The organism is Enterococcus sp. AZ119 (genome assembly GCF_050546175.1).
Classification (GTDB): Bacteria; Bacillota; Bacilli; order Lactobacillales; family Enterococcaceae; genus Enterococcus; species Enterococcus faecalis.
Genome location: NZ_CP172951.1, coordinates 347,093 through 372,080, shown reverse-complemented (window position 1 = coordinate 372,080; position 24,988 = coordinate 347,093). Strand labels below are relative to the sequence as shown.

The 24,988-nt window shown below is 37.6% G+C and carries 26 protein-coding genes and 1 tRNA gene; 7 read left to right on the top strand and 20 right to left on the bottom strand.

Translation table 11 applies throughout. The features are described from left to right. Nucleotides 1-204: 204 nt before the first annotated feature. From IGL37_RS01870 to IGL37_RS01850, 5 genes are all read right to left on the bottom strand, one after another. Nucleotides 205-366 carry a hypothetical protein gene (locus IGL37_RS01870; protein ID WP_010717464.1) on the bottom strand — a complete coding sequence of 54 codons (162 nt, stop codon included), beginning with the start codon at nt 364-366 and terminating at the stop codon, nt 205-207. A gap of 728 nt (nt 367-1,094) precedes the next feature. Beyond that, a tRNA-Lys gene (locus tag IGL37_RS01865) sits at nt 1,095-1,168 on the bottom strand. 81 nt (nt 1,169-1,249) lie between these two features. Further along, nucleotides 1,250-1,387 (bottom strand): hypothetical protein, encoded by a 138-nt coding sequence (locus IGL37_RS01860; protein ID WP_002355364.1) that lies wholly within the window; start codon nt 1,385-1,387, stop codon nt 1,250-1,252. A gap of 6 nt (nt 1,388-1,393) precedes the next feature. Continuing rightward, complete coding sequence (gene feoB, locus IGL37_RS01855) at nt 1,394-3,544, bottom strand: ferrous iron transport protein B (RefSeq protein WP_002355363.1); 2,151 nt, start codon at nt 3,542-3,544, stop codon at nt 1,394-1,396. Next, a complete protein-coding gene (locus IGL37_RS01850) occupies nt 3,541-4,014 on the bottom strand; it encodes a ferrous iron transport protein A (protein WP_002370232.1) in 474 nt (157 codons plus the stop codon). The genes feoB and IGL37_RS01850 overlap by 4 nt, the downstream gene beginning before the upstream one ends. 512 nt (nt 4,015-4,526) lie before the next feature. Between IGL37_RS01850 and IGL37_RS01845 the strand changes: the two genes are divergently transcribed. The 4 genes from IGL37_RS01845 to nrdF all read left to right on the top strand — a co-directional run bounded on the left by IGL37_RS01845 (nt 4,527) and on the right by nrdF (nt 8,436). After that, nucleotides 4,527-4,751, top strand: a complete 225-nt coding sequence (locus tag IGL37_RS01845) for a redoxin NrdH (protein WP_002355360.1) — start codon at nt 4,527-4,529, stop codon at nt 4,749-4,751. Nucleotide 4,752: 1 nt separating this feature from the next. Further along, nucleotides 4,753-5,130 (top strand): class Ib ribonucleoside-diphosphate reductase assembly flavoprotein NrdI, encoded by a 378-nt coding sequence (gene nrdI, locus IGL37_RS01840; protein ID WP_002355359.1) that lies wholly within the window; start codon nt 4,753-4,755, stop codon nt 5,128-5,130. After that, complete coding sequence (gene nrdE / locus IGL37_RS01835; RefSeq protein ID WP_002370231.1) at nt 5,111-7,270, top strand: class 1b ribonucleoside-diphosphate reductase subunit alpha; 2,160 nt, start codon at nt 5,111-5,113, stop codon at nt 7,268-7,270. Before nrdI ends, nrdE begins: the two co-directional genes overlap by 20 nt. A gap of 200 nt (nt 7,271-7,470) precedes the next feature. Then, nucleotides 7,471-8,436, top strand: coding sequence for a class 1b ribonucleoside-diphosphate reductase subunit beta (nrdF, locus tag IGL37_RS01830; RefSeq protein ID WP_002355357.1), 966 nt, complete (start codon nt 7,471-7,473; stop codon nt 8,434-8,436). A 39-nt stretch (nt 8,437-8,475) separates the two neighbouring features. Here the strand turns inward: nrdF and IGL37_RS01825 are convergent, their stop codons facing one another. From IGL37_RS01825 to IGL37_RS01795, 7 genes are all read right to left on the bottom strand, one after another. Continuing rightward, entirely contained in the window at nt 8,476-9,762 is a 1,287-nt protein-coding gene (locus IGL37_RS01825) for a TPM domain-containing protein (protein WP_002385313.1), read from the bottom strand. A 45-nt stretch (nt 9,763-9,807) separates the two neighbouring features. Continuing rightward, nucleotides 9,808-10,377: a LemA family protein gene (locus IGL37_RS01820; protein WP_002386098.1), complete on the bottom strand. Its 570-nt coding sequence runs from the start codon at nt 10,375-10,377 to the stop codon at nt 9,808-9,810. A 158-nt stretch (nt 10,378-10,535) separates the two neighbouring features. Continuing rightward, nucleotides 10,536-11,237 (bottom strand): MgtC/SapB family protein, encoded by a 702-nt coding sequence (locus IGL37_RS01815; RefSeq protein WP_002355354.1) that lies wholly within the window; start codon nt 11,235-11,237, stop codon nt 10,536-10,538. Between the two features lie 95 nt (nt 11,238-11,332). After that, nucleotides 11,333-12,034, bottom strand: a complete 702-nt coding sequence (gene nagB / locus IGL37_RS01810; protein WP_002355352.1) for a glucosamine-6-phosphate deaminase — start codon at nt 12,032-12,034, stop codon at nt 11,333-11,335. A gap of 129 nt (nt 12,035-12,163) precedes the next feature. Beyond that, entirely contained in the window at nt 12,164-13,372 is a 1,209-nt protein-coding gene (locus IGL37_RS01805) for an LCP family protein (RefSeq protein ID WP_002390468.1), read from the bottom strand. A gap of 149 nt (nt 13,373-13,521) precedes the next feature. Then, a complete protein-coding gene (dapF, locus tag IGL37_RS01800) occupies nt 13,522-14,502 on the bottom strand; it encodes a diaminopimelate epimerase (RefSeq protein WP_002361202.1) in 981 nt (326 codons plus the stop codon). Between the two features lie 147 nt (nt 14,503-14,649). Next, nucleotides 14,650-15,258, bottom strand: a complete 609-nt coding sequence (locus IGL37_RS01795) for a superoxide dismutase (protein ID WP_002361201.1) — start codon at nt 15,256-15,258, stop codon at nt 14,650-14,652. Between the two features lie 194 nt (nt 15,259-15,452). Between IGL37_RS01795 and IGL37_RS01790 the strand changes: the two genes are divergently transcribed. Continuing rightward, nucleotides 15,453-16,262 (top strand): DUF1189 domain-containing protein, encoded by an 810-nt coding sequence (locus IGL37_RS01790; RefSeq protein WP_002355344.1) that lies wholly within the window; start codon nt 15,453-15,455, stop codon nt 16,260-16,262. A 178-nt stretch (nt 16,263-16,440) separates the two neighbouring features. Here the strand turns inward: IGL37_RS01790 and IGL37_RS01785 are convergent, their stop codons facing one another. Genes IGL37_RS01785 through IGL37_RS01755 form a run of 7 tightly spaced genes read right to left on the bottom strand, consistent with a single transcriptional unit; the run spans nt 16,441 to nt 21,766 of the window. Next, a complete protein-coding gene (locus tag IGL37_RS01785; RefSeq protein ID WP_025194431.1) occupies nt 16,441-16,860 on the bottom strand; it encodes a PTS sugar transporter subunit IIA in 420 nt (139 codons plus the stop codon). A 9-nt stretch (nt 16,861-16,869) separates the two neighbouring features. Then, complete coding sequence (locus IGL37_RS01780; protein ID WP_016627718.1) at nt 16,870-17,859, bottom strand: serine hydrolase domain-containing protein; 990 nt, start codon at nt 17,857-17,859, stop codon at nt 16,870-16,872. 12 nt (nt 17,860-17,871) lie between these two features. Continuing rightward, complete coding sequence (gene murQ, locus IGL37_RS01775) at nt 17,872-18,762, bottom strand: N-acetylmuramic acid 6-phosphate etherase (RefSeq protein WP_002361198.1); 891 nt, start codon at nt 18,760-18,762, stop codon at nt 17,872-17,874. A 14-nt stretch (nt 18,763-18,776) separates the two neighbouring features. Then, nucleotides 18,777-19,628 carry a MurR/RpiR family transcriptional regulator gene (locus IGL37_RS01770; RefSeq protein ID WP_002355339.1) on the bottom strand — a complete coding sequence of 284 codons (852 nt, stop codon included), beginning with the start codon at nt 19,626-19,628 and terminating at the stop codon, nt 18,777-18,779. A gap of 16 nt (nt 19,629-19,644) precedes the next feature. Continuing rightward, the gene (locus IGL37_RS01765) at nt 19,645-20,121 is read right to left on the bottom strand and encodes a PTS system mannose/fructose/N-acetylgalactosamine-transporter subunit IIB (RefSeq protein ID WP_002355337.1); all 477 of its coding nucleotides are present in this window, start codon (nt 20,119-20,121) and stop codon (nt 19,645-19,647) included. A gap of 30 nt (nt 20,122-20,151) precedes the next feature. Continuing rightward, nucleotides 20,152-20,970, bottom strand: coding sequence for a PTS system mannose/fructose/sorbose family transporter subunit IID (locus IGL37_RS01760; protein WP_016627719.1), 819 nt, complete (start codon nt 20,968-20,970; stop codon nt 20,152-20,154). After that, a complete protein-coding gene (locus IGL37_RS01755; RefSeq protein WP_002358431.1) occupies nt 20,963-21,766 on the bottom strand; it encodes a PTS mannose/fructose/sorbose/N-acetylgalactosamine transporter subunit IIC in 804 nt (267 codons plus the stop codon). The genes IGL37_RS01760 and IGL37_RS01755 overlap by 8 nt, the downstream gene beginning before the upstream one ends. Nucleotides 21,767-21,935: 169 nt before the next feature. On the opposite strand from IGL37_RS01755, the gene IGL37_RS01750 reads away from it, so the two are divergent. Beyond that, nucleotides 21,936-22,706, top strand: coding sequence for a sulfite exporter TauE/SafE family protein (locus IGL37_RS01750; RefSeq protein ID WP_225581367.1), 771 nt, complete (start codon nt 21,936-21,938; stop codon nt 22,704-22,706). 43 nt (nt 22,707-22,749) lie between these two features. Here the strand turns inward: IGL37_RS01750 and IGL37_RS01745 are convergent, their stop codons facing one another. Then, on the bottom strand, nt 22,750-23,151 hold the full coding sequence (locus tag IGL37_RS01745) for an organic hydroperoxide resistance protein (RefSeq protein ID WP_002355332.1): 402 nt from the start codon (nt 23,149-23,151) through the stop codon (nt 22,750-22,752). Nucleotides 23,152-23,371: 220 nt separating this feature from the next. Here IGL37_RS01745 and IGL37_RS01740 point away from each other — a divergent pair, with 220 nt between their 5' ends. Further along, nucleotides 23,372-24,898, top strand: coding sequence for an AMP-binding protein (locus tag IGL37_RS01740; protein ID WP_033918194.1), 1,527 nt, complete (start codon nt 23,372-23,374; stop codon nt 24,896-24,898). Nucleotides 24,899-24,988 lie beyond the last annotated feature (90 nt).

The window sequence follows — 24,988 nt, the reverse complement described above, 5'->3', positions numbered from 1 at the left end:
GTCACTCTCTCAATTCTTTTTTGAATAGCAAATAAAGGAATTTCAAATAGTTTCCGACTATTCAACTCAAACACGATATTACTTTGACTATTTGTATTTGGGTATGTACACAAATTATGCTTACTTAATATGGTTCTCATTTTTTCGTAGCTAATCGTACTATTTTCATGTAAAAATTCTTTTACTTCTTCAATTTTTTCTTTCTTAAGCAAAGCAATATGTACAACCGAAATTACATATTCTAGCAGACATAAATGTCAACACAATAGTCCCTCTACCTGGAACTTTATCTACAGCTACATCCGAACTATTTTCCTTTTTAAATTGCTCTTGATCACTGTTTATTAAATACACCTGATTCTGCATGATTTTCCTCCTTATATATTAGTACTCGCTTCATAAAATCATTTTAAATTTACAAATAATGAAATACCATGTATATAGTTTAAAGGAACAGGAATGTAAATTAAATAAGTAAAAGCGGAAAATTGTTATGACTCCATAGACAAATTTTTAGTAATGTTTACACTTTAAATGTTATAAAATAAAATAACAGGTAATATGAAATGCCTACAACTTTTTTAAATTATTTTGTCTAGAGATACACCTGTTCATAAAATAGCAAGGAGAAAACAAAGCGTTGCTTAACTCACACATTCTTTCACTAAAGTTGGAGTCCAACCCAGTTTCCAAAAAGCTTATTATTCCCTATCGCTTTTCTTAGCGAGCGTAAACAACATATTTGTAATAGTTATCGTAATCTCAACAGAAAAACGACCTATCAAATAGGTAGATATGCAGCAAAAACTGTTGTTTCTCTCAGCCTATTATTTAATATCAACCATTCAGCATGCAGGAAGTCTCGCTGCTTCATACAAAAAATACAACAATCGTACCTAAACCACCTGCATAGCCGGTGGTTTTCAATACATACAAAAAAATCCAGAGGATTTTCTCCTCTGGTCTCGACAGGATTCTACAATTTCTCTTTACCAACATTATTTGACAAAGCGCAAAAAAAGAGAACGCGTACTCCGTCTTCGAAACGTCCTAAGACGCCGACAGAATACCGTTCTCGTGGGTTTGGCACCCAATGGGGGCATAGGGATTCGAACCCTAGACCCTCTGATTAAGAGTCAGATGCTCTAACCAACTGAGCTATGCCCCCGTTGTATAAAATAGCTTTTCAGCTACCTCAATATTGTAGCACTCCGCTATTATTTATACAAGAGGGAATTTTTTTCAGTTGTTATTCTTGTGAAGATTGTTCTTTTTTTACAGGACAAGCTGTTTGACAATCTTCACAACTTTCCCCTTTTTTGATTCGTCGATAGGTGATGATTCCTGCTGTTCCAAAAATTAAAATGGATAAAATAATTGTTGCCATCCGTTATTACCCTCTTTCTAAAGAAGTGATTGCTTGGACACTTTCTTTGCCTGGCTTTGGTTTTCTTATAAGGAAATAAAATCCAGCTAAAACAACACCCATCGCTAAAAAAGTCCCCAGAGTTAGTGTGCCTTTTTCGACTAACACATGGCCCAATTGATAAATCACAAAACTAACCATATAAGCCAAACCGCATTGATAACCAATGGCTCCTAATGTCCATTTGAGGTCTCCCATTTCACGACGAATTGCGCCAATTGCAGCAAAACAAGGTGCACATAATAAGTTAAAAGTTAAGAACGAATAGGCCGCGACTGGCGTAAAGGTGTGTTGCAGTGCGCCCCAGACTTCTACCCCGTTTTCAGAAACATCTTTCACATTGCCAAATAAAATGCCTAAGGTACCAATAATATTTTCTTTCGCTATCAATCCTGTAATTGTGGCAACTGCCCCTTGCCAATTACCCCAGCCTAATGGGATAAATAGCACCGCCAACCCTTTACCTAGAAATGCTAGAATACTTTGACTTTCTGGAACGGGTTGAAACGTCACAGAATAATGTGACATGAACCAAATGAGAATACTGGAAACAAAAATAATCGTACCTGCTTTTTTTACAAATGAGCGACATCGTTCATAGGCATGCCGAACCACACTTCTAAGCTGTGGCAAATGATAGGCGGGAAGTTCCATAATGAATGGTGCTGGATCTCCCGAAAAATGCTTGGTCTTTTTTAAAGCAATTCCTGATAACACAATGGAAGCAACCCCTAAGAAATAAGCAGAGGGCGAGACCCAACTTTGGTTAGGAAAAAATGCACCTGCAATCAGAGCGATAATTGGCAACTTCGCCGAACATGGCATAAAAGTCGTGACCATAATAGTCATTCGCCGATCGCGTTCGTTTTCAATCGTTCGACTAGCCATCACGCCTGGGACCCCACAACCTGTCGCAATTAACATCGGAATAAACGACTTACCAGATAGGCCGAATTTCCGAAACAAGCGATCCATGACAAAGGCAATCCGGGCCATATAGCCACAATCTTCTAAAAAACCTAAACATAAAAACAGGACGGCCAGTTGTGGTAAAAATCCTAACACAGCCCCAACACCTGCAATGATCCCATCTAAAATTAAACTTTGCATCCATGGCGCTACTTGCCATTGCGCCAACCAATTTCCCACAAATTGAGGAACCCATTCCCCGAAAAAGACATCGTTTAACCAGTCTGTCCCCATTGTACCAACCGTTTGAATAGATAAGTAATAGACCAACCACATCACAAACGCAAAGATTGGCAACGCCAACCACCGATTGGTTACCACTCGGTCAATCTTATCACTGTGAGTAAATGTCATTTCTGTTTTTTTCGTCGCACACAAAGCAATTAATCGAGCAATAAAGGCATAGCGTTCATTAATGATAATGGCTTCACTTTCATCTTGAAAGATTTTTTCGGTAATTTGTATGACTTCTTCAATTTCTTTTTCTTGAAAAGAACTCAATAATAATTGCTCTTTGGTTCGAACATCTCGTTCAAAAAGTTTTAAACTATACCAACGCTGTTGCGTTTCAGGAACAGTATTCCCTAAAATATCAACAATTTCAGCAAGTGCTGCTTCTAAGCGATTATCATAAGAAGGATAAATAACCTCTGTCTCTATGGCATTCGCTCGCTGCTTACTTTGTTTTAAAGCATGATCCAACCCACGATTCTTCAAAGCACTAATCTCAACGACAGGCACGCCTAAGCCATAACTTAACTTTTCACTATTCAATGTTTGGCCGTTTTTTTCCAACAAATCCATCATATTTAACGCACAAACAACCGGTAATCCGGTTTCAATTAATTGTGTTGTTAAATAAAGATTCCGTTCCAAATTGGTCACATCGAGAATATTCAAAATCACTGAAGGTTGGTCCTCCAAAAGATAATCTCGTGCCACAATTTCTTCAGGCGTATAAGGAGAAAGAGAGTAAATCCCTGGCAAATCTTGAATAATGAGTGTCTTATCTTTCTTTGCCACCCCCTCTTTGCGTTCCACAGTCACCCCTGGCCAGTTTCCAACATATTGGTTGGCTCCTGTTAACATATTGAACGTTGTCGTTTTACCGCTATTAGGGTTGCCGGCTAGTGCAATTTGCTGAGTCATTCGCTTTCCTCCTTTTCAACCAAGATTAGTTCCGCTTCACTTTTTCGTAACGTTAGTTCGTAGCCACGTACATTGATTTCAATTGGATCAGCTAAAGGAGCTACTTTGCGAATAAAAATTACTGTTCCTTTTGTTAAGCCCATGTCCATCAAGCGACGTTTCACCGCTCCTTGTCCGTGGATCCCTACTATTGTAGCGCCTTCTCCAACTTTCAAGGTATCTAAGGAGACCCAAACTTTCTCATTCGCCGAGCGCTCCTCCACATGAATCACTTGTAAAATCGTATCTGTCAGCGCAATTCGACTATTATGTAATAAAACAATACCATTTTGATTCTGATAATTGACAAGGACAACTGCTTGGCCTGCAACGACACCTAAATTGTTCAGATGTTTCTTTGTCTGAATATCTGCTTGGACGCTTTCGACTGTATAGACTTTCCCAACTTCTGCCTGCGCTAACGTAATCATTTACTTTCCTCCATGTGAAAAAGTTTCAAACGAAAATGAGAATCGTTCTCAATTAAAAGAATACGCTTGCTTACACGGAAAGTCAATGAATTTCTGGATGTATCTCCTGTTTTCTTCTATTTTCCTTCTATATAGAGACACTTTTTTCAGGTTACTATTTTTGAAAAAAGTCAGCTCTTGTTTTTTATGTTACTAGCTACTATAAAATTCCACTCATTCAATAACAAATCCACTTATTTTTTCTTCTTGTGCCTAACTCAAATGTCAACACAATATTTAGTGTTTTTTCACTAAATGTTCTCTTTCAAAATTTTAATTTTTTTGTTTGTCAAACACTGACCAATGTGTTTTTTCTCCCAAAAACGAGGATTCACGTGTTTTCATTTTTCTTTCAAAAACACAAAAACTAGTATTATGAGAAAAACGCACCACAATATATAGTGTTAAAGTGTTGACTTTTTTCTACATAGATTTATACTAGTCTATGTAGAAAAAAAGAGGAGGAACTTTCAATGAACGTAAAAATCTTTTCAAAAAATAACTGTATCCAATGTAAAATGGCGAAACGTTTCCTAAGTGAAAATAACATCGCTTTTGAAGAAATCAATATCGACGCACAACCAGATGCTATCGACTGGTTAAAAGAACAAGGGTTCCAAAGCGTACCGGTAATCACATCTGAAGCAACAACCGTTGTTGGCTTCCGTCCAGACCAATTAAAACAATTGGCTAGCTAAGATGAAACTTGTTTATTTTTCAGTCACCGGTCAAACAAGGCGCTTTATTAAAAAATTGGATTTGCCTGCTTATGAACTTGAGCCAGCGAATCCTTTTTTTGAAATAAATGAGCCTTTTATTCTTGTCATTCCTACCTATGATGCAGAAATTACAGAGGTAGTGAATGACTTTCTTGATTATAAAAGTAACCAAGAACTGTTAGTTGGTGTAGCTGGTGGGGGCAACCGTAATTTTGCTGAATTATTTGTCTATACCGCCAAAGATATTGCCCGCGATTACCACGTTCCGCTTCTGTACTCCTTTGAGTTTAGCGGAACAGACGAAGACGTGGAGACCTTTAAGAAAGTAGTGGAAGAAATTGAGTCTAAAAGAAATTAAAGATGTCAGCTATTTCAAACTGAATAACGAGATTAACCGTCCTGTTGATGGTCAAATCCCTTTAAATAAAGATAAAGAAGCACTCGCAGCCTTCTTTAAAGAAAATGTAGAACCGAATACACGTAAATTCAGCTCTGCTGAAGAAAAAATCAACTTTTTAATGAAAGAAGATTTTATTGAAACTGAATTCATCGAAAAATATTCAATGGACTTTATTGAAAAATTATATGCTTTCTTAGATGAACAACATTTCCAATTCAAGTCTTTCATGGCGGCTTATAAATTTTATTCTCAATACGCTTTAAAGAACAACGCCGGAACAGAGTATTTAGAAACATATGAAGATCGTGTTGCCTTTAATGCCTTGTATTTTGCGGATGGCGATGAAGAGTTGGCTTTAACATTGGCGGATGAAATGATCCATCAACGGTATCAACCAGCCACACCTTCTTTCTTAAACGCTGGGCGTAAACGTCGAGGTGAATTGGTTTCTTGTTTCTTAGTTCAAGTAACAGATGATATGAACAGCATTGGGCGTTCAATTAATTCTGCCCTTCAATTATCACGAATCGGCGGTGGCGTAGGGATTACTCTTTCCAACTTACGTGAAGCGGGCGCACCAATCAAAGGTTATGATGGCGCAGCAAGTGGTGTTGTCCCTGTTATGAAATTATTTGAAGATAGCTTTAGCTACTCTAACCAACTAGGTCAACGTCAAGGTGCTGGTGTGGTTTATCTAAACGTCTTCCATCCAGATATTGAAATGTTCTTATCTGCTAAAAAAGAAAACGCTGATGAAAAAATCCGTGTAAAAACGTTGTCTCTTGGTGTTATTGTTCCAGATAAATTTTACGAATTAACACGTAACAACGAAGATATGTATTTATTTAGTCCTTATAGTGTGGAACGTGAATATGGTGTGCCTTATTCCTATGTAGATATCACCAAAGAATATGATAACCTAGTGGCCAATCCAAACATACGTAAACGTAAAATTAAAGCCCGTGACTTAGAAAATGAAATTTCTAAATTACAACAAGAATCTGGCTATCCTTATATCATCAATATTGATACAGCTAACAAAAACAATCCGATTGATGGCAAGATTATCATGAGTAACTTATGTTCTGAAATTCTTCAAGTTCAAACGCCTTCTGTTATTAATGGGAAACAAGAATATGAAGTTTTAGGAACAGATATTAGTTGTAACTTAGGTTCAACTAACATTGTTAATTTAATGGAAAGTCCTGACTTTGGAAAATCTGTCCGCGCTATGACGCGTGCGTTAACTTTTGTAACAGATGCTTCTGAAATTGATGTCGTGCCAACTATCCAAAATGGAAATCGTTTAAGCCATACAATCGGACTAGGCGCAATGGGCTTACACACCTTCTTCGCTAAAAATCATATGGAATACGGCTCTGAAGAATCATTAGACTTTACAGACATTTATTTCATGTTATTAAATTACTGGACTTTAATGGAAAGTAACCAAATTGCGAAAGAACGTAACCAAGTCTTCCATAATTTTGAAAAATCAGATTATGCTTCTGGTGCTTACTTCGATAAATATATTGAAGGCAACTTTACACCAAAATTTGATAAAGTGAAAGAAATTTTTAAAGACATTCAGATTCCAACGGCTGAAGATTGGGCTGCGTTACGCGATGCTGTGAAAAAAAATGGTCTTTATCATCAAAATCGTTTAGCCGTAGCGCCAAATGGTTCAATTTCATATATTAATGATACTAGTGCCAGCATTCATCCAATTACTCGCATGATTGAAGAACGTCAAGAGAAGAAAATTGGTAAGATTTACTATCCAGCGCCTTATTTAGCTAATGATACAATCCCTTACTATACTTCTGCTTACGACATGGATATGCGCAAAGTGATTGATGTCTACGCAACAGCGCAACAACACGTTGATCAAGGAATGAGTTTAACCTTGTTTATGCGTTCAGAAATCCCTGAAGGCTTGTATGAATGGAAAGAAACACCAAAACAAACAACCCGTGACTTGAACATTTTACGTCATTATGCGTTCAACAAAGGGATTAAATCAATTTACTATATTCGTACATTTACAGATGATGCTGAAGAAATTGGCAGCAATCAATGTGAGTCTTGCGTGATTTAATGAAAAGCACTTAAATAAGGCGTTCTGCTTGAGCGTCTTATTTTTTAGGAATGTTCTCTTTTTAAACAGGACATTTTCAGATATACTGGACAAAGAAGAACGGCTGCACGCTCCTATTTGGACTCTGTAGAACGTTTTAAGCGAAGAAACGAGACAACTAGTCAAACAGACTGCTGTCCCAGCATACAGGAGGAATAACCATGGCAACGTATTATGAAGCAATTAACTGGAACGCCATTGAAGACGTCATTGATAAATCCACTTGGGAAAAATTAACCGAACAATTTTGGTTAGATACACGGATTCCGTTATCCAATGACTTAGATGATTGGCGGACTCTTTCCGATTTAGAAAAAACTACTGTCGGCTACGTTTTCGGCGGTTTAACTTTATTAGATACTGTTCAATCAGAAAGCGGCATGGATCAACTGAGAAATGATGTGCGGACGCCCCATGAAGAAGCCGTCTTAAATAACATCCAATTCATGGAATCTGTCCATGCCAAAAGTTATTCTTCTATCTTCAGTACATTAAATACAAAAAAAGAGATTGATGATATTTTTGAGTGGACAAATACCAACAAACATCTGCAATATAAAGCAGAACGGATTAACGAAATTTATAAAAACGGTACTCCGTTAGAGAAAAAAATTGCTAGTGTATTTTTAGAAACGTTTTTATTCTATTCTGGGTTTTACACTCCTCTTTACTATTTAGGAAACAATAAACTAGCGAACGTCGCTGAAATTATTAAATTGATTATCCGTGATGAATCAGTGCACGGCACGTATATTGGCTATAAATTCCAATTAGGATTTAATGAATTACCAGAAGATGAGCAAGATAAACTAAAAGACTGGATGTATAATTTACTTTACGAATTGTACGAAAACGAAGAACGTTATACAGAAGAATTATATGATGACTTAGGTTGGACCGAAGAAGTAAAAACCTTTTTACGTTACAACGCCAACAAAGCTTTAATGAACTTAGGTATGGATCCCTTATTTGCGGATACAGCCAATGATGTGAACCCGATTGTAATGAATGGTATTTCGACAGGAACTAGCAACCATGACTTCTTCTCCCAAGTAGGAAATGGCTATTTACTAGGAACAGTTGAAGCCATGAAAGATGATGACTATCTTTACGGTTTAGATAAATAGCAAAAAGCTAGAAACGATCAACGTTTCTAGCTTTTTATTTTACCAACTTCCTGAGGCACCGCCACCGCCGAATGAGCCGCCACCGAATGAACCACCACTGCCGCTACCAGAACTACTATGATTAGACGGATTGTATTGTGAGTTTAAATAAGCATACGTCAAAACACTACCATCATAACTATATAAAGTATCTCCTACTAATAAACGCCCAAAAGATTGTTTTTTTGCATTTGGATATATACTTAGTAAAGAACCACGCTTTGTGGCACGTCTTATTTTCCCTTTTGTGGCAAATAACGTTGCTCCATTAAGATATAAACAATAAAAAGAAGTCTTTTTCATCTTATTTAATACTTTCTTTGTCTGTTCTGAGTTATTTAGGACAGCCTTTGTTGGTAAACAATTCAAATAATCTTGATACATTTTTTTAACAAGTTTTCTTGTTCTTAAAATTTGTAAAATATAAACAGCACAAATGAGCATCCCAGCAATACTTGCCATTAAAAGAACATTTCTTTTCGTTGTGTTAGTGTTTAACTCTGCTTGTATATTTGTTAATTCATTATCCACTTGTGCGGTTTTTGAATTGATTGCAGCCGATACTTGATCAATAATTTTATTGAGACCTGTATTATAATCCTCGTCTCTAAAAGCCTCTTTTACTTCTTCATTATTAATAATATCATCCGCATAGCTATCCGTTAAAATACTCTCTAAGCCATATCCAACTTCCAAGCGAGACTCGCGATCCTCAATTGCCATTAGAAAAACCACACCATTATTTTTTTCACGATCCCCTACACCTAATTGATTAGCAATCTTATTGCTGTAAGATTCAACAGATTCCCCACTAGGTAACGCAGGAACGGTAATAAGCATAAATTGTGCGCCATTCGCATTTTCCAACAATTGTTGATTCAATTGAAACATTTTCTGTTTAAGTTGATTTGAGACAATACCTGCATTATCTGAAACATAGATATTAGCATCATTAATGTTCAACTGCCCATTCGTTCCAGTAATTGTCACTAATTCATTTTCACCAGTTATTTCTTGTTTAGAAAAGTTATTTATTGTTGTCTGGGTTGACGCTTCAGTCATTTTCCCTGCTAAGATATCGTCTCTCTTTTTTTGTAAGGCATGTTGCTTCTCTCTCAGTGCAGTTTGTTTTGCTTCATAGGAGATTCCCTTTCCTTCATACCAAGCAGCCATTCCTAATATTAAAATCATACTTAAACTAATTACCACAACAATCGTTGTATTCCGCTGATGCTTTTTATAAAACAAACGAACTTTTTCTTGAATTTTTTCGACTTTTTTATCCAACCTTCCTCACTTCTTTCTTTTTAACCCAAATTTTCTACAAATTTTTTATTTAAATTCCACTTGTGGTACTTCTTTTCCCTGCTCTGTCGCAACATAGTTAGTTTTCTTCTCAAATCCTAAAAGTTTTGCAATTATTTTATCAGGGAATTTTGAAATCTGTTGGTTATATGTTTCAACAGCTTGTATATAGTTACGGCGTTCAACAGAAATTCGATTTTCAGATCCTTCTAATTGAGTCATTAAGGTTTTGACATTTTCAGAAGAAGCTAACTTTGGGTAATCTTCATTCAATACTGTAACAAAATTACCTAATCCTTTTTCAATTTGCTCATTTGCTTGCCCTTTTTCAGAAGAAGATTTTGCTCCTGCGTATGCTTTACGTGCTTCCGTTATTTCTTTTAAAACTTCTTTTTCTTGAGTCATACTGCCTTGAACACTACTGACAAGATTCGGAATTAAATCAGCCCGTCTTTGCATTACATTCTCTACTTGTGACCATTCTGCTTCGACTTTATTATCTAAAGTAATCAATTGATTATAAGCTTTCATCACAAATGCACCAATAATCACAACGACAACAACAATAATACTAAGAAATTTATTTTTTTTATTCATCTTACATATCACCTTTCTTTCTAACTCGTAATACAATCATAACTCTTTTGTAATCTTTTTGAAATATTAAACTTAAAAAATCAGTCCTAGGCCCTAGAAGAAAACCGCCATAAGCATTTTAACTTATAGCGGTTGTCATTAATTATAAATAGATGTTTCTACACATTAATCAATCGTAATTTTGTTACATTATTTGAAACAGATAGATCTTCGATAACATCGGCATACGTTAGGCCTTTAGGCAAATCAATAGTATAGATATTCGTATAGATTTTTGTATCATCCACCCAAGAAACATTGAAGTTCACATCATAAATTTCAATATGTTTTTCTTCAAAATACTGATTAATAAATTCTTTGGTTTCTTGTTTATGTTGATAGCGAATTTCTAATTTTTTGATTGTTGGTACGTGAATAATTCGTTTGACAATGGTTAAGGCAAATAATACACCGATAAAACTTGTTAAGGCAATCGTATAGTAGCCCATGCCCACCGCGATCCCTAAACCAGCAACGGTCCATAGTGACGCTGCTGTCGTCAATCCGGTGACACTTTGTTTCGTTACAATGATGGTTCCAGCACCTAAAAAGCCGATTCCACTTACAACTTGTGCGATCAACCTTGCTTGATCTGAACGAATGACCCCCGTCAAAGCCGGATTAGCTAACGCATCTTTCAATGCATTGATTGCAATTTGCGACTGAATTAACGCAATAATAGCCGCGCCCATACAAACTAAAATGTGAGTGCGCATCCCTGCTGGGCGATTCTTATATTGTCTTTCAAAACCAATTGCGCCACCCATCACCATCGCTAGGACTAACCGTAAAATAATTTCTGGAATTGTTAGCTGTAACATCCTTTTCACCTCTTCTTCTATTACTTCCAGTATAACAAAAAAAGAACTTGAAACATAAGGAAATCCTTATGTTTCAAGTTCTTTTTCATCAACGATTATAATTTACTTGCAGCTGCATCATCAATGATTACAACAACATCTTGATGGTTTTGTAATGCACTTGCTGGCATGTCTGTTGTTACTGGTCCGTCAATCATTCCTTTAATGGCCTCTGCTTTTGCTTCGCCATAAGCCATTAAAATCATTTTTTTACCTTTCATGATTGAGCCAATCCCCATAGAAACAGCACGTGTTGGGACATCTTCTACTTTGTCAAAATAACGTTTGTTTGCGTTGATTGTTGATTCAGTCAACTCAACGACATGTGTTAAGCTATCTAGAGGTGTGCCTGGTTCGTTGAAACCAATGTGTCCATTTTGACCAATACCTAAGATTTGGATATCTACTGGATGTGCATCGATAATTTTTTCATATTCTGCGGAAGCAGCATCTAAATCTTCTGCTTTACCATTTGGTACAAATGTTTCTTTAAATGGTTTTTTGTCAAATAAGTGTTTGTTCATGAAATAACGGTAACTTTGCTCATCTTCGCCACCTAAACCAACATATTCATCTAAGTTTACAGAAGTCATTTCTGTAAAGTCGACATCACTTGCTGTCATTTCTTTATATAATGTTTCTGGTGTACTACCTGTTGCTAAGCCTAAAACTTTCGCACCATTGTTCATACCTTCTTTAATTAATTCAAACGCTTTTTTGCCGCCTTCTTCTGCATTTGCTACACGGATAATTTGCATTTTGACACGCTCCTTACGGTTTATTTTGGTATAGTCCAATTATAACACCTTCTGAAAAAAATTTCTAGAATAAAAGAAAAAAACTTCTATTTCCATCAGAAATAGAAGTTTTCGAGCTTGTTTAACAGATTAATATTGTGGTGCGTTGGGATCCACATACGTATTTGGATCAGCATAAGCGTTTGGATCTGTGTACGCATTTGGGTCAACGTACGTATTCGGATCGTAGGCTCCTTCTGCTGCTTGTTGCGTATTGCCGTTGTATTCTGTTTGTCCGGCTGTGGTGTCCGCTGTGCTACTCGAACTAGTAGAGCTATTGGCACTTGAATCACCAGATTCACCAATCAGTGCAGTATCTGTAACAGCATAGCTAAACTGATTATAAAAGGCTAAATCTTTTTCACGTTCAGAAGCATGTTCTTTTAAACCAAGTTGTTTTCTAAGCGTTGTTTGTGTTTTGTATAAGCTATTTGGATCTAGGACTTGATAATAAATATCATCAATGGTTGCACTGTATCCTTGTAATTGTTCTGAGTCAATTGTTTTAAAGGCAGATAAATATTTTGATTGGATGTCCATCATGTCATCCCAAGTTAAGTCTGTTTTTACGTTGGCTTCAACAGCATCAAGAATTTTTCGATATTTTGAAACACCGTCAAAACTCATGACTTTGCGCACAATTTTCTCAACAACTTCTCGTTGGCGGCGTTGACGACCCACATCTCCTTCAGGATCTTCGTGACGCATCCGCGCATAAGCCAAACCTGTCGTGCCATCTAACTTGATTTTACCTGCTGGAACAGTAATACCGTCCAACGTAAATTCACCAATCGTATTATCTACTTCAATACCGCCTACCGCATCAATCAGGTCTTTTAACCCTTTCATATTGATGGATACATAGTGATGGATGGGAATATCCAGTAATTCTTGGACTGTATTAATCGCCATTTCGGCGCCACCAAATGCATAGGCATGGTTCAATTTGTCTTGTGTGTCATTTCCAACAATATCTGTTAGAATATCTCTATCCAAACTGATCATTGTGGACTTGTTTTCTTTCGGGTTGATGGTTACAACCATTGTAGTATCTGAACGACCTTGTTCTGTTCGACCTAAATCGCCTGTGTCAATCCCCATTAAAAGAACAGAGAATGGTTCTTGCGCATCAATATTGGCCGTGGCTCCTTTATTGGACTTACGGTTAACTGATTGATAGATCCCATTAATTGTTGAATTGGCATCTGAATACATCTTAATCCCGTAAGCACATACCCCAGCTACTACCACTAGCAAGACGCTCAAGAAGCCCAGTACTACTTTTTTCCATAGTTTCATAAGACACTTCCTCGTTTATCTAAGAATAATTCTTAATTCATGCCCTTTATTTTCTCATAGTTTGCTTATTCAAGCAATATTTTTTATTTTTTGGAACAAGAACTTAACACAATTGTAAAATAAAAGAGCGCTTTATCAAGGAACAATTGTTATTTTTGAGAAAGTGTTTGCAGAAATTCTTGATAATGTTTCTGTTCATTCGTTTCAGTGATAGTTATTTTCTCAAATGCACCGTTTAGTAAATCAGTCAGTGATCCTTCAATCAAATGCGTAATCGTGGCATTCCCAATTAATTCCATCCAATAACTGCCATCAGACGTTTCGTGGACGACTGTTTTCACCATACCTCCAGCATTTTTGACGGTTATTTCTTCATAAAAAACACCATCTTTCAATAACGTATAAAGTAAACTACTTGCGCACATAGCTGTCCCACAAGCACTTGTAAAACCTACACCACGTTCATACGTTCGAACAAATAGTTGATTTTTGCCAAGAATTTCAACAAAACTCACATTTATCCCTTCTGGAAAATATGGATTTTCATTATTTACATAGGTAGCGATTCGTTCAAATTCTGGACCATTTAAGGTTTCGTGATCCACAAATGCTACAAGGTGCGGATTAGGCACTGCTACCGCTGTAAAGCGAATGGTGTTAGATAAGGCTGGTACGATTTCATCAATTAATGTTTGGACCCCTAAATGCATTGGGATAGTAACTGCTTCAAAACTTACTGGCGAAATTTCCACTTGGTAAGTCGCTACTTCTTCAGCTAAATTGGGGGCTTGACGTACTTTCAAATCTGCAAACATTGTTTCAACTGTAAATGATTTTTCTTGGTTTTTTTCAGCTAAATAACGGGCAACCGTACGCAAGCCGTTCCCGCACATGCTTGCTTCACTACCATCGCTGTTAATCACTCGCATTCTAGCATTGGACGTGCCGTGAGTCCCTTCTCCTACCAAAAGTAACCCATCTGCTCCCGCCAATAATCCTGTTTCCCGCGAACATAACTGGATGCGCAATTGCTCAATTTCCTCAGCGGTTAAAGAACGCTCAAACTGTGTTTCATCCAATAAAAAGAAATCATTTTCTGACCCGTGTACTTTTTGCATCATAACATTCATTTTTTTAGCTCCTTCTTTATGTATCCGTTATCTTTCCCTACTTACTTTAGTATGCCATAAACGAACAACTATTTCGACCCTGGATTTGTAAAAGGAAAGAGTCAAATGACAGCCGTCATTTGACTCTTTCCTTCACAATTGGCAAACTTATTTTGCTGCTGCAAAAAGTTCGTTTACTTTATCCCAGTTAACAACGTTCCAGAATGCTTCAATGTAATCTGGACGAACGTTTTTATATTTTAAGTAATACGCATGTTCCCAAACGTCAAGACCTAAAACAGGTGTTTGGCCATCCATTAATGGTGAATCTTGGTTTGGTGTTGAAGTGATTTCTAATTTACCGTTATTCACAACTAACCAAGCCCAACCTGAACCAAAGCGGCCAGTTGCAGCTGTTTTGAAAGCAGCTTTCATTTCATCAAAGCTACCAAATGTTTCATCGATTGCTTCTTTAATAGCGCCAGTTGGTTGTCCACCAGCATTTGGTGCCATAATTTCCCAGAAGAATGTATGGTTTGCGTGACCGCCACCATTGTTACGAACGGCTGTACGGATATCTTCAGGAATAGCATTCATATCTGAAATTAGGTCTTCTACAGATTTTTCGCCTAATTCTGGATGTTTTTCAATCGCTGCGTTTAAGTTAGTCACATAAGTGTTGTGGTGTTTATCATGGTGTAAGTGCATTGTTTCCACGTCAATGTAAGGTTCTAATGCATCATAAGCATATGGTAATTCTGGTAATGTGTAAGTCATTTTTTTAAATCCCCCTATTTTTTAGTATGTAACATACGTCTTTCATACAACTATTATGATAACAGAGTGAACCGCTTTCTACAAAATAGTTTGCTTGCCAAAAGAAAAGTTTTACAAAAGAGGGAGATTACCTTGTGTTTCCCTCATAAATTCGCTAGAATGACCTGTAGAAGAATGATGTGAGGAGTAAATAAATGAATACATTGCAATTATTTAAGCAGGCCTTTTTTTCAGTTTCAGAATTACGGCATGCGAAAAAAATGGCGTTTTGGAAAGTAATTCTCTATGCTGTTTTTTTAAGCGCTATTTTAGCACTACCTATTACCAAACAAGTCTTTTCTGTGCTACAAGAGGTGCAACAAGATGGCCAAAAAATTGCAGAAAAGTTGCCTGACTTTTCTATTGAAAATGGCACGTTGCAAACAAAGGCCAAAGAATCTGGCTTTATTTATCAAACCGACTCGATTATTTTTACGTTTGATCCAGATGGAAAACGTACAGCCGCTGATGTCCAAAAGGATTTAATTGGTAATGCGTTTGGTTTGGCTTTTTTACAAGATGAATTTGTAGTCGCCTTACCGAATTCAGGAGCAACTGAATCAATTCTAGGCACCGACCAATTTATCTTCCCCTATAGTAAAGGAACCTTAGATGGCGTTAACGCTCAGAGTATCAAGACTGCGCTAAGTGAAGCAGCAATCCCTTGGTGGACAAAACTCATTGTCTTTTTAGTGGCTATCTACCCTGTTCTAATCGGTTTAGTTTTAGACTTACTGATTGCCGCTATCGGTGCATCTCTCTATTCAAAATTACGTTTTTATTCTTTACGTTTGATTGATTGTTTAAAAATTATTACGTATTGTGCTACCGTGCCAGTTATCTTAAGTGCTATTTTAAACTTCGTAAATCCGATGTTTAACGATGGCATCCTAGTTATTTTACTGAGTCTATTCTTTTTCTTTGTCACAACCAAAAACGAACCACGGAATATCCCTGGTTCTTAAAAAAAGAGCCTGGGACAAAAATCACTTTGGATTTTTGTTCCAGGCTCAAAACCTGATAAACGGCGGGAACAGAACCAACTCCTTCGGAAATAAGCCGAAATTCTCCAAAAATTAAAAAGCAATTTTCGGAAATTCCTTCTTATTTCTCGGAGCTAAACGGTTCCGTCCCGACCTCTTTCTATTCTTCAAATTCTTCTTCATCTGTTAATTCAGGTAAGTCAATCGTGGTCACCGCAGATTGGCCAATTTGCGTTAAATATGTAGCTAATTCATCCACATTTTCCACAGGTGAGACGGCTGCTTCAATTGCCATTGCTAAATTAAGTCCAGCGACTACTCGCAATTGCGGATAAGTGCCCATGGCCATCATAGCCACATTACAAGGTGTTCCTCCTTTTAAATCAGCTAATACAAGCGTCGGGACATTGCCAGCTTCTTTTAAGATTGCTGCCAGTTTTGCTTGCGTGCCGCTCAAGCCATCTTCTGCGGTCATTGACACAATCGCAGCATCTGCTAATTCCCCGACAATCATTTGAGTAGAAGCTAAGGTTTCTTCTGCCATCCGTCCATGGCTCATTAAAATTAATTTTGGTTTCATCATATCCTCCTAAAAATACTGCTGATAAATTTTTGTTCGTGCTTTCAGAAAGCCACGTTCTTCACGAGTGGGATGAATCCGATTCGTTAACAAAATTAGGGCTTCTTTGGTCTCTTTTTTCATACCAATCGCCGTTCCAGTAAAGCCAGTATGATACAAATAGTCTGCCCCTGCTTGCGTCTTTTTCACTTCCCAACCAAATGTACGTCCCCCTTGATTCATAGACCAGAGAGCAGTGAACATTTTTTCAGAAAATAATGGTTTGCCAGACGGGTAGCGATTGTTCATAAAACACTGAACAAAAGTGAGTAAATCTGGTAAAGTTGCAAATAAACCTGCACTGCCAATTGGCGCTTTTAGTTGATAGGCTTTCGAATCGTGGACCACTCCCTGAATAACGCCGCGTTGTTTTGTAATCTCTGTGGGCACTGCCTGGGCAAAATCGCTGACCGTAAAACTTGTATGCTGTAGGTTCATTGGTTGAAATACGTATGTCTGAAAACTCTCTTCTAATGAGCAGCGATCCAATACTTGAATAATTTCTCCCAATAAGTAATACCCTAAATCAGAATAAGTGGTTTTCCCTCGTTCAGATAACGAATGCGTTAAAATGATTTCTTGCAAGCTTTTTTTTGTGACATTTTTCTTATCGACAACATCAGCTGGCAGTCCGCTCTGATGCAGTAGAAGCTCCCCAATCGAACAAGATAGTCCTTGATAATCAGGTAGGATTTCCCCCACAGTGGTTGAAAAAGTAAGCTGATTTGTATCGATTAATTGTAACATTCGATTTGTTGTCCCAATAACTTTCGTTAAGGACGCTAAATCATACAGGCTAGCTGATGAAACCTTTTGTCTTGCAAATGGACCAGTATTACCTAAAAAGCCCGTATACTGTTCTGATAAGCTATCTTCTGTGATCGTCCCCCAAGCGACACCCGAAACGACTTGCTGATTAATCAGTCTCTGAATTGTTTCTTGAATTGCGATTTGATTCATTGTTCACCACTTCTATGCTAAAACTTCTGAAATCCGTCCGTCATGTTCTGCTAATAGTTGTTTGGCTTTTTGAAAATCAACGTGGGCTTTCGCCATTACAATGGCTGGTGCCACTTCTAGCTGTGCTGCCTCCAAGTATTCTTTGGCTTGCGATTCCTCGATTTCTGCTGCTTCTTTAATGATATTCGTGGCACGTTGCATTAATTTTTCGTTCGTTGGTTGTACGTTGACCATCAAATTTTGATAGATATTCCCTACTTTAACCATAATTCCTGTTGAAAACATATTTAACACCATTTTCTGTGCTGAACCCGCTTTCATTCTAGTTGATCCTGTAATGACTTCCGGTCCTACAATTGGCGCAATCCCAATTTCCGCCAATTGATTCATCGGACTTTGATTATTACAGGTAACTGAAATGGTCAGAGCGCCCACTTTTTTTCCGTATTCAATTGCGGAAACAGCATATGGTGTCCGACCACTAGCAGCAATCGCAATTACGACATCTCGGGCGGTCAATTGATGTTGCGTTAAATCTTCGATAGCTAATTCTTTCGAGTCTTCAGCGCCTTCAATTGCTTGATACATTGCTTTTTCACCACCAGCTAAAATACCAAATGCGCGTTCTGGCGACACACTATATGTGGGCGTTAATTCAATCGCATCCAAAGCACCTAAACGTCCAGACGTTCCTGCACCACAATAGATTAAACGGCCCCCTTTTTTAAATCGTTCTGCCGCTGCATCAATTGCTGCAGCAATCTGCGGAAGCACCTTTTCAATTGCTTGTGCTACCTTTTGGTCTTCTTGATTTATTAAAGTTACCATTTCTAATGTTGACACTTGGTCAATCTTTTTAGTCGCTTCATTTCTGGCTTCTGTCGTTAATCCTTCTAAGTTCATTTGCTTGCACACCCCTACTTCTCTTTTAGACGGCTGACAAGTTGACTCGTTTCAATCATATTGCGTTCAATTTCTGTGTCTAAATCATCTTGAATTGAACCTAAATACAGAACATCGCCAATTGCCATTGACGAAGCAATCGATGAAATAGCCCCAACTCGAATGAGGTGCTCATTATTGGGGACTAAAAGAACTTCATCGCTCAATGATCGCACGTTTTCTCCATCGTTACTGGTAATAAAAATAACCGTTGCACCTCTATTTTTGGCAATTTCACAGGCGATTAAGGCTTCTTTTGTCAAACCACTATAGGAGACCGTGATCAAAATGTCTTGTGCCGTTGCATAATTTAAAAACTCCAACATCATGTGACTATCATAATTAAAAATTGCTTGGCGACCAGCGCGGTTAAACTTGTGATAAAGATTATAAGTCGTTAAAGAAGAGGCACCAATTCCAACCAAATGAATTTTTTCCGCTTTTTTAACATGCGCGATTGCTCGTTCCAAGGCTTGTTTATCCACTGTATAAAATAAATCCTCAATCGTAGCATTTAATAAAGATTCCACTTTCATACAAATAGTATCCACCGAATCATCCGCCGCTACAATTGGATCAATATCTTTTTTACCGTTACTGGCAGCTTGTACCGCTGCAATGGATAGTTTTAACTCTTCCCAGCTGTCAAACCCTAATTGTTTAGAAAAACGGGTAACTGACGCCGGAGAAGTTTCGCTATTGCTAGCAATTTCGTTTGCTGTTAATGAGAGAAGACGGGTCGGATCCTTCAGTATATAGTCTGCGATTCTCTTATTTACTTTGGAAAAGTCCTTATATTTTTGTCTGATTGAACGGATTGGCTCCATCTTCTCATCTCCATTTCTATTTTATGAAAGTTAAAATTGCTTCGTTTGGTTCAGAAGGGATCATCTGTGCGGTAATAGTCACCCCATTATCTGTTAAACGACGAACGGTTTGAATATCTTCATCGGTTAATGCAACAGATTTTTTAATTGCTCGACTGCCTTCTTTTTGAGAAATATTGCCGACATTGAAGCTCTGTAACGGAACACCGCCATCAATTAAAGCCGCCATGTCTGCAATGTCTTTCGTAATTAAAAAGACTTTTTCTTCATCATAATTGCCTGCTAAAATTTTTTCAATCGCTTTACGTTTTGATAAAATGGATAATTTAACTCCTGCAGGCTTAGCCATTTTTAAGGCACCAATTTGTAATTGATCTTTGACAGCGGCATCATTTACTACCATGATTCTTTGTGCGCCAACCGTATTCGTCCAAACGGTTGCAACTTGTCCGTGAATTAAACGCTCATCTACTCTTGCATGTACAATTGTCATAATAAATCTCTCCTATTATATACTATTTTTTTAAAATAAACCGCCAACCCAAGCCAACATTGGTTGTAAATTGCCTAAAACCATGCCAATTAAAATTAAAACAAAGATTAGCCGTGTTGAATTCATTTTCTTTTTCCCTAGTAACCAATAGGATAAAAGAACAATCCCTAAAGGAATTAATGCGGGTAAAATTTTATCCAACATTTCTTGAACAGATAATGTTACATCTCCCATTTTATAAGTTAAATCTAATTTGTAAGTAATTACCGAAGGAATCAAACCGCCGACCACTGTTAACCCTAAAATGGCTGCACCTTGCGTAAACAATTTCATTTTATCCGCAAATTCTGTCGCAATTTTTTTCCCTTGATGGTAACCAATCCAAGTGAATTTATAGCGAACCCATAGGACCACTGCTCCGGCAATTAACGGAATCAGTAACCCAACAACCTGGGCCCCTTGCGCCATGTAAGCTGCAATCGAAAAAACAATCGCACGATAAATCGCGATAAAAATGGTATCACCAACACCAGCAAACGGACCCATTAGACCTGTTTTCAAGCCAGTAATGGCCGTTTCATCTTCAATGCCGACTTCTTCTTCCAAAGCCATATCAGCTCCGACAATTAAATGCGACATGGCTGGCGTTGTATTCATAAAGCCAAGATGTGTCTTCAAGGCTTTCTTCATAGCTACTGGATCTTCACTGTATAGTCGCTTTAATGCAGGCATCATCACCCAAGCGTAACCAAGTCCTTGCATTTTTTCATAGTTCCAGCCCCACTGATAGCCAAAAAGATTACGGACGTAAACTTTATTAATATCCTTTTTTGTTAATTTGTTAGTCATCAATCTCAACCTCCTCATCATCTTCGTAAATAACCGTGCCACTTGTTGTAGCTGCGCCGCCTTTGTTATGATTCATCACATAAATCGCTGCTAAAGCCAAGCCAACCAGTGCGACACCTAAAACTGAGAAGAATTGGGCCCCATAAGCAAGTAACACGAACCCAATAATAAAATAAGGCCAGTATGTTTTAATTGGCAAGTACCGCATTAAAATAGCAATCCCCATCGCTGGTAAAATAGCACCTGCTGCTTTTAACCCATTCATCACCCAAATAGGAATCCAATTATTGATAGCGTTTACAACTTGTTCACCAAAAGCTAGGCCAATAAAAACTGGGATGACACGAGAAATCGTCCAAGGAAAAATTCCTAAAACATTGCAACGCTCGACCCCTTTATAATTGCCTTCTTCCGCATAGCGATCTGCTTTGTGTTGGAAAAACGTATTAGCCATTCTGCCTAAAATATCTAGTTGTGTTAATAATAACCCAATCGGAACCGCAACTCCGATACCATACTCTGCCCCTTTCCCTGAAATGATTGCATAAGCCGTTCCCATAATGGCCCCCGAAAGAAAGTCTGGGACTGTTGCTCCTCCATAAGTCGCTACACCTAATGTCATCAATTGAAGCGTTGCCCCAATCATCAAACCTGTTTGAACATCCCCTAAGACTAGGCCAGTAAACGTTGCAGCAAACAATGGTGTATATGGACCAATCTGAATAGAAATTTGGTCAAGTACACCAACAACTGTGTAAAGACATAAAATCAAAATAATACCAATCGATACTGTCATGCTTTCTCATCCTCCTTGAATGCGTTTTCTTTTTTGTATTTGTAGAATACCATTAAAGAAATATCATTTCAAGTTCTTTTTAAAAATATTTTTAAATGAAATTACATTTCTTATATAATTTTTGTGCTATACTAAAAGAAAACGGTTTAGGAGTGATTATGTGCGGGTTTTGCTGATTTATTTCATAACTATTTTTCTATCCAATACAGTTGGGGCGCTCTCTGGGATGGGTGGAGGCGTCATTATTAAGCCTGTTTTGGATTTTCTTGGGTTCCATTCGTTAAATAGTATTGCGTTCTATTCAAGTGTCGCTGTTTTTGTCATGTCCATTTCTTCGACTTATAAACAGTATCAAAATGGTGTCCAAATTGAATGGAAAAAAGCCGCGAGTATTTCGTTTGGTTCCTTAGTCGGCGGCATGTTAGGTGATTTACTTCTTAATCAGGCGATTGCACTAGCGCCAAATGAAGAAAAAGTACAACTAATCCAATATATCATCATGTTGCTGACCTTGGTTTTGGTTCTTCTCTACAATCAATTTTCCAACTGGCACTTACACCTCAACGGATTGAGCATTTTTCTGATTGTCGGATTAGGCTTAGGGATTCTATCAACCTTTTTAGGCATCGGTGGCGGTCCCATTAATGTAGCTTGCCTTATTCTCTTTTTTGGAATGGATATCAAATCAGCAACTGTCTATTCCATCATTACTATTTTTTTCTCCCAACTCGCCAAACTTGGCAATATCGGCTTGACCACAGGGTTTGCGGTTTTTGATTTGACAATGCTTTGGGCTATTATTCCTGCCGCTTTATTCGGTGGTTATGTCGGCGGTCTTTTCAGTAAAAAATTATCCCAACAACGGGTCGCCCAAATTTATAGTTTAGTTGTTTTTTTAGTTATTTTGTTAAATATGTATAATTTGTGGACTGTTATCTAAAAAAGAAGCGCTTTGTCGTATAGACAAAGCGCTTCTTTTTTAATTAAATCACTGTTAATTTAACATCTATATTATTTCTTGTTGCTTTAGAATATGGGCAAATTTCGTGGGCTTTTTTAACAAGTTCTTCTGCTTTAGCTTGATCTACCCCATCAATATGAACTTCTAATTCAGCACCAACGCTAAACCCATCTTCTCCTTGGAATAAGGATACACGTGCAGTTACTGTACTTTTACCTTCGACTTTTTCTTGATCCATCACTAATTCTAATGCACCGTTAAAGCAAGCACTGTAAGCCGCTGCGAATAATTGTTCTGGATTTGTTGTATTTTCTTTCTTGACACCTGGCGAAGCAACCGCATAAGAAAATGATTTATCCGGTGAGTGAACTTCTCCTGCACGTCCACCCGTATTAATGATAGTTGTTTCATAGATTTTTTTCATGTAAATTCCTCTCCTTTGTAAAGTTTTACACTTCTGAGAACTTGTTACTTACATAATTATTGTAGGAAACTTTGTCAGATACAGCAAACGTTGTGCTTGTGAATAATAAAAAATAACATTTAACGTTGTATTTTTGACGTAGAAAAAGAACCCATTCTATGATAGGATAAAGTGAACTTGTACATTTGTACACAAACTATTTTACAAAGGAGACTTTCCCTTGACACACTTACTTGATTATCAACCATTAAACCTCTACACAAACTATCAAGAAGCCGCAGAAAAAACACCAACTGTTCCAATTATTTTTGATGAATCTTTGCCTGCTTTTCCTGCACTTGGCTTAGAAACAACTTATGGTGAAAGCCATCAAGAAATTTTGAAACGGGCATATCAATTAGCCGCTTTAGGTGTAAAAAAAGGCGACAAAATTATTATTTATAAAAGTCCTAAATTCGACACGTATTTACTAGCTGTTGCAGCCTCATATCTAGCAGCCGTTCCTGTAATGGTTTCATACCATTTACCTTTTGAAACAATTGAAGTATTCGTTGATCGTTTAGAAGATCCTTATATTTTATTTGATGATGTGACTGCTGAAAAAGTTCAAGCTGTTCGTAACAGCTCTGCCAATAAAAAACTTTCGGTTGCTTCTCTTTTAGAAGCTGATGCCACGGAAGTTCCTCAAGACGAACTGACTAAAGACGAAATTGCCTACATGACCCACACCTCTGGAACAACAGGTATTCCTAAACTTATCTGTCATTCCAATCACTCTATGGGTTGGCGTACAAAATGGCAAAAAACCATTTTTACAAAAATTGCTGAAAAGAAATTAGTTGGCTTTCATATTTCGCCAGTTCATTCTCGTTTTAACATTGGCGTGTCTTCTTTAATGGCCATGGGCTTCCCTATGATGCCTTTAGCAAATGCTTCGAGCGAAAAAGTCGCTGAAATGTTCAGCACCTATCAACCAATCGCTGTAGAAACACACCCCAATAACTTCGTTCAATGGGTTCGTTTGACCAAAGAAAAACCTGAAGCTTTCGCTAGTGTCCATTATTATCATTCTACCTTTGATGCAATTAACAACGCTACAATGGTGGCTTTCTTAAAAGCATCTGCTGCCAATGAACCAATTTTCCTACAAGTTTATGGACAAAGTGAATGCGGGCCAATGATCTTACGAGCGCATACTTTAGAATCCCTAAAAGATTCAGATGCTCGTGACATGGGCGTTGGTTTAGAGGATTTAACACAAGCTCGAATTACCGATGAAAAAGGACAAGTTTTACCTGCGATGACGGACGGCCATATCCAATTCTTATCAAAAGGACGGGCCTTAACATATTACAAAGAAGATGCCCGCTTTGCAGAAAATGTCTACGGCGAATGGTGGGACAGCGGCGATTACGGAATGTTAGATGAACGCGGCCACTTATTCTTGAAAGATCGCCAAGTAGATCTAATTGAAAACATCGACAGTAATTTAGCTATTGAAGATCATTTATTGGATGCATTAGATTTCTTAGAAGAAGTGATTATTGTCCGTGGCAAAGAAAATGAACCTCAGCCAATTTTAGCGGTTGTCCCTGGGGAAGAAATGGATTGGGACGCTTGGTGGACACAAGTAGCCGATTTACCACATTTAAACGAACCTATCATTATGGCTTTTGACGAAATCCCTCACACAGCTACTATGAAAGTGCAACGTTTACAACTAGAAAAATGGTTAAAAGAACAATAAAATAAAATTCTTTGTTAAACAGTGTTGGTCAAAAGAACGTTTAGACCAGCGTTGGAGCAAGTGGAGCAGAAAGCTAAAAAGTTAACTCGT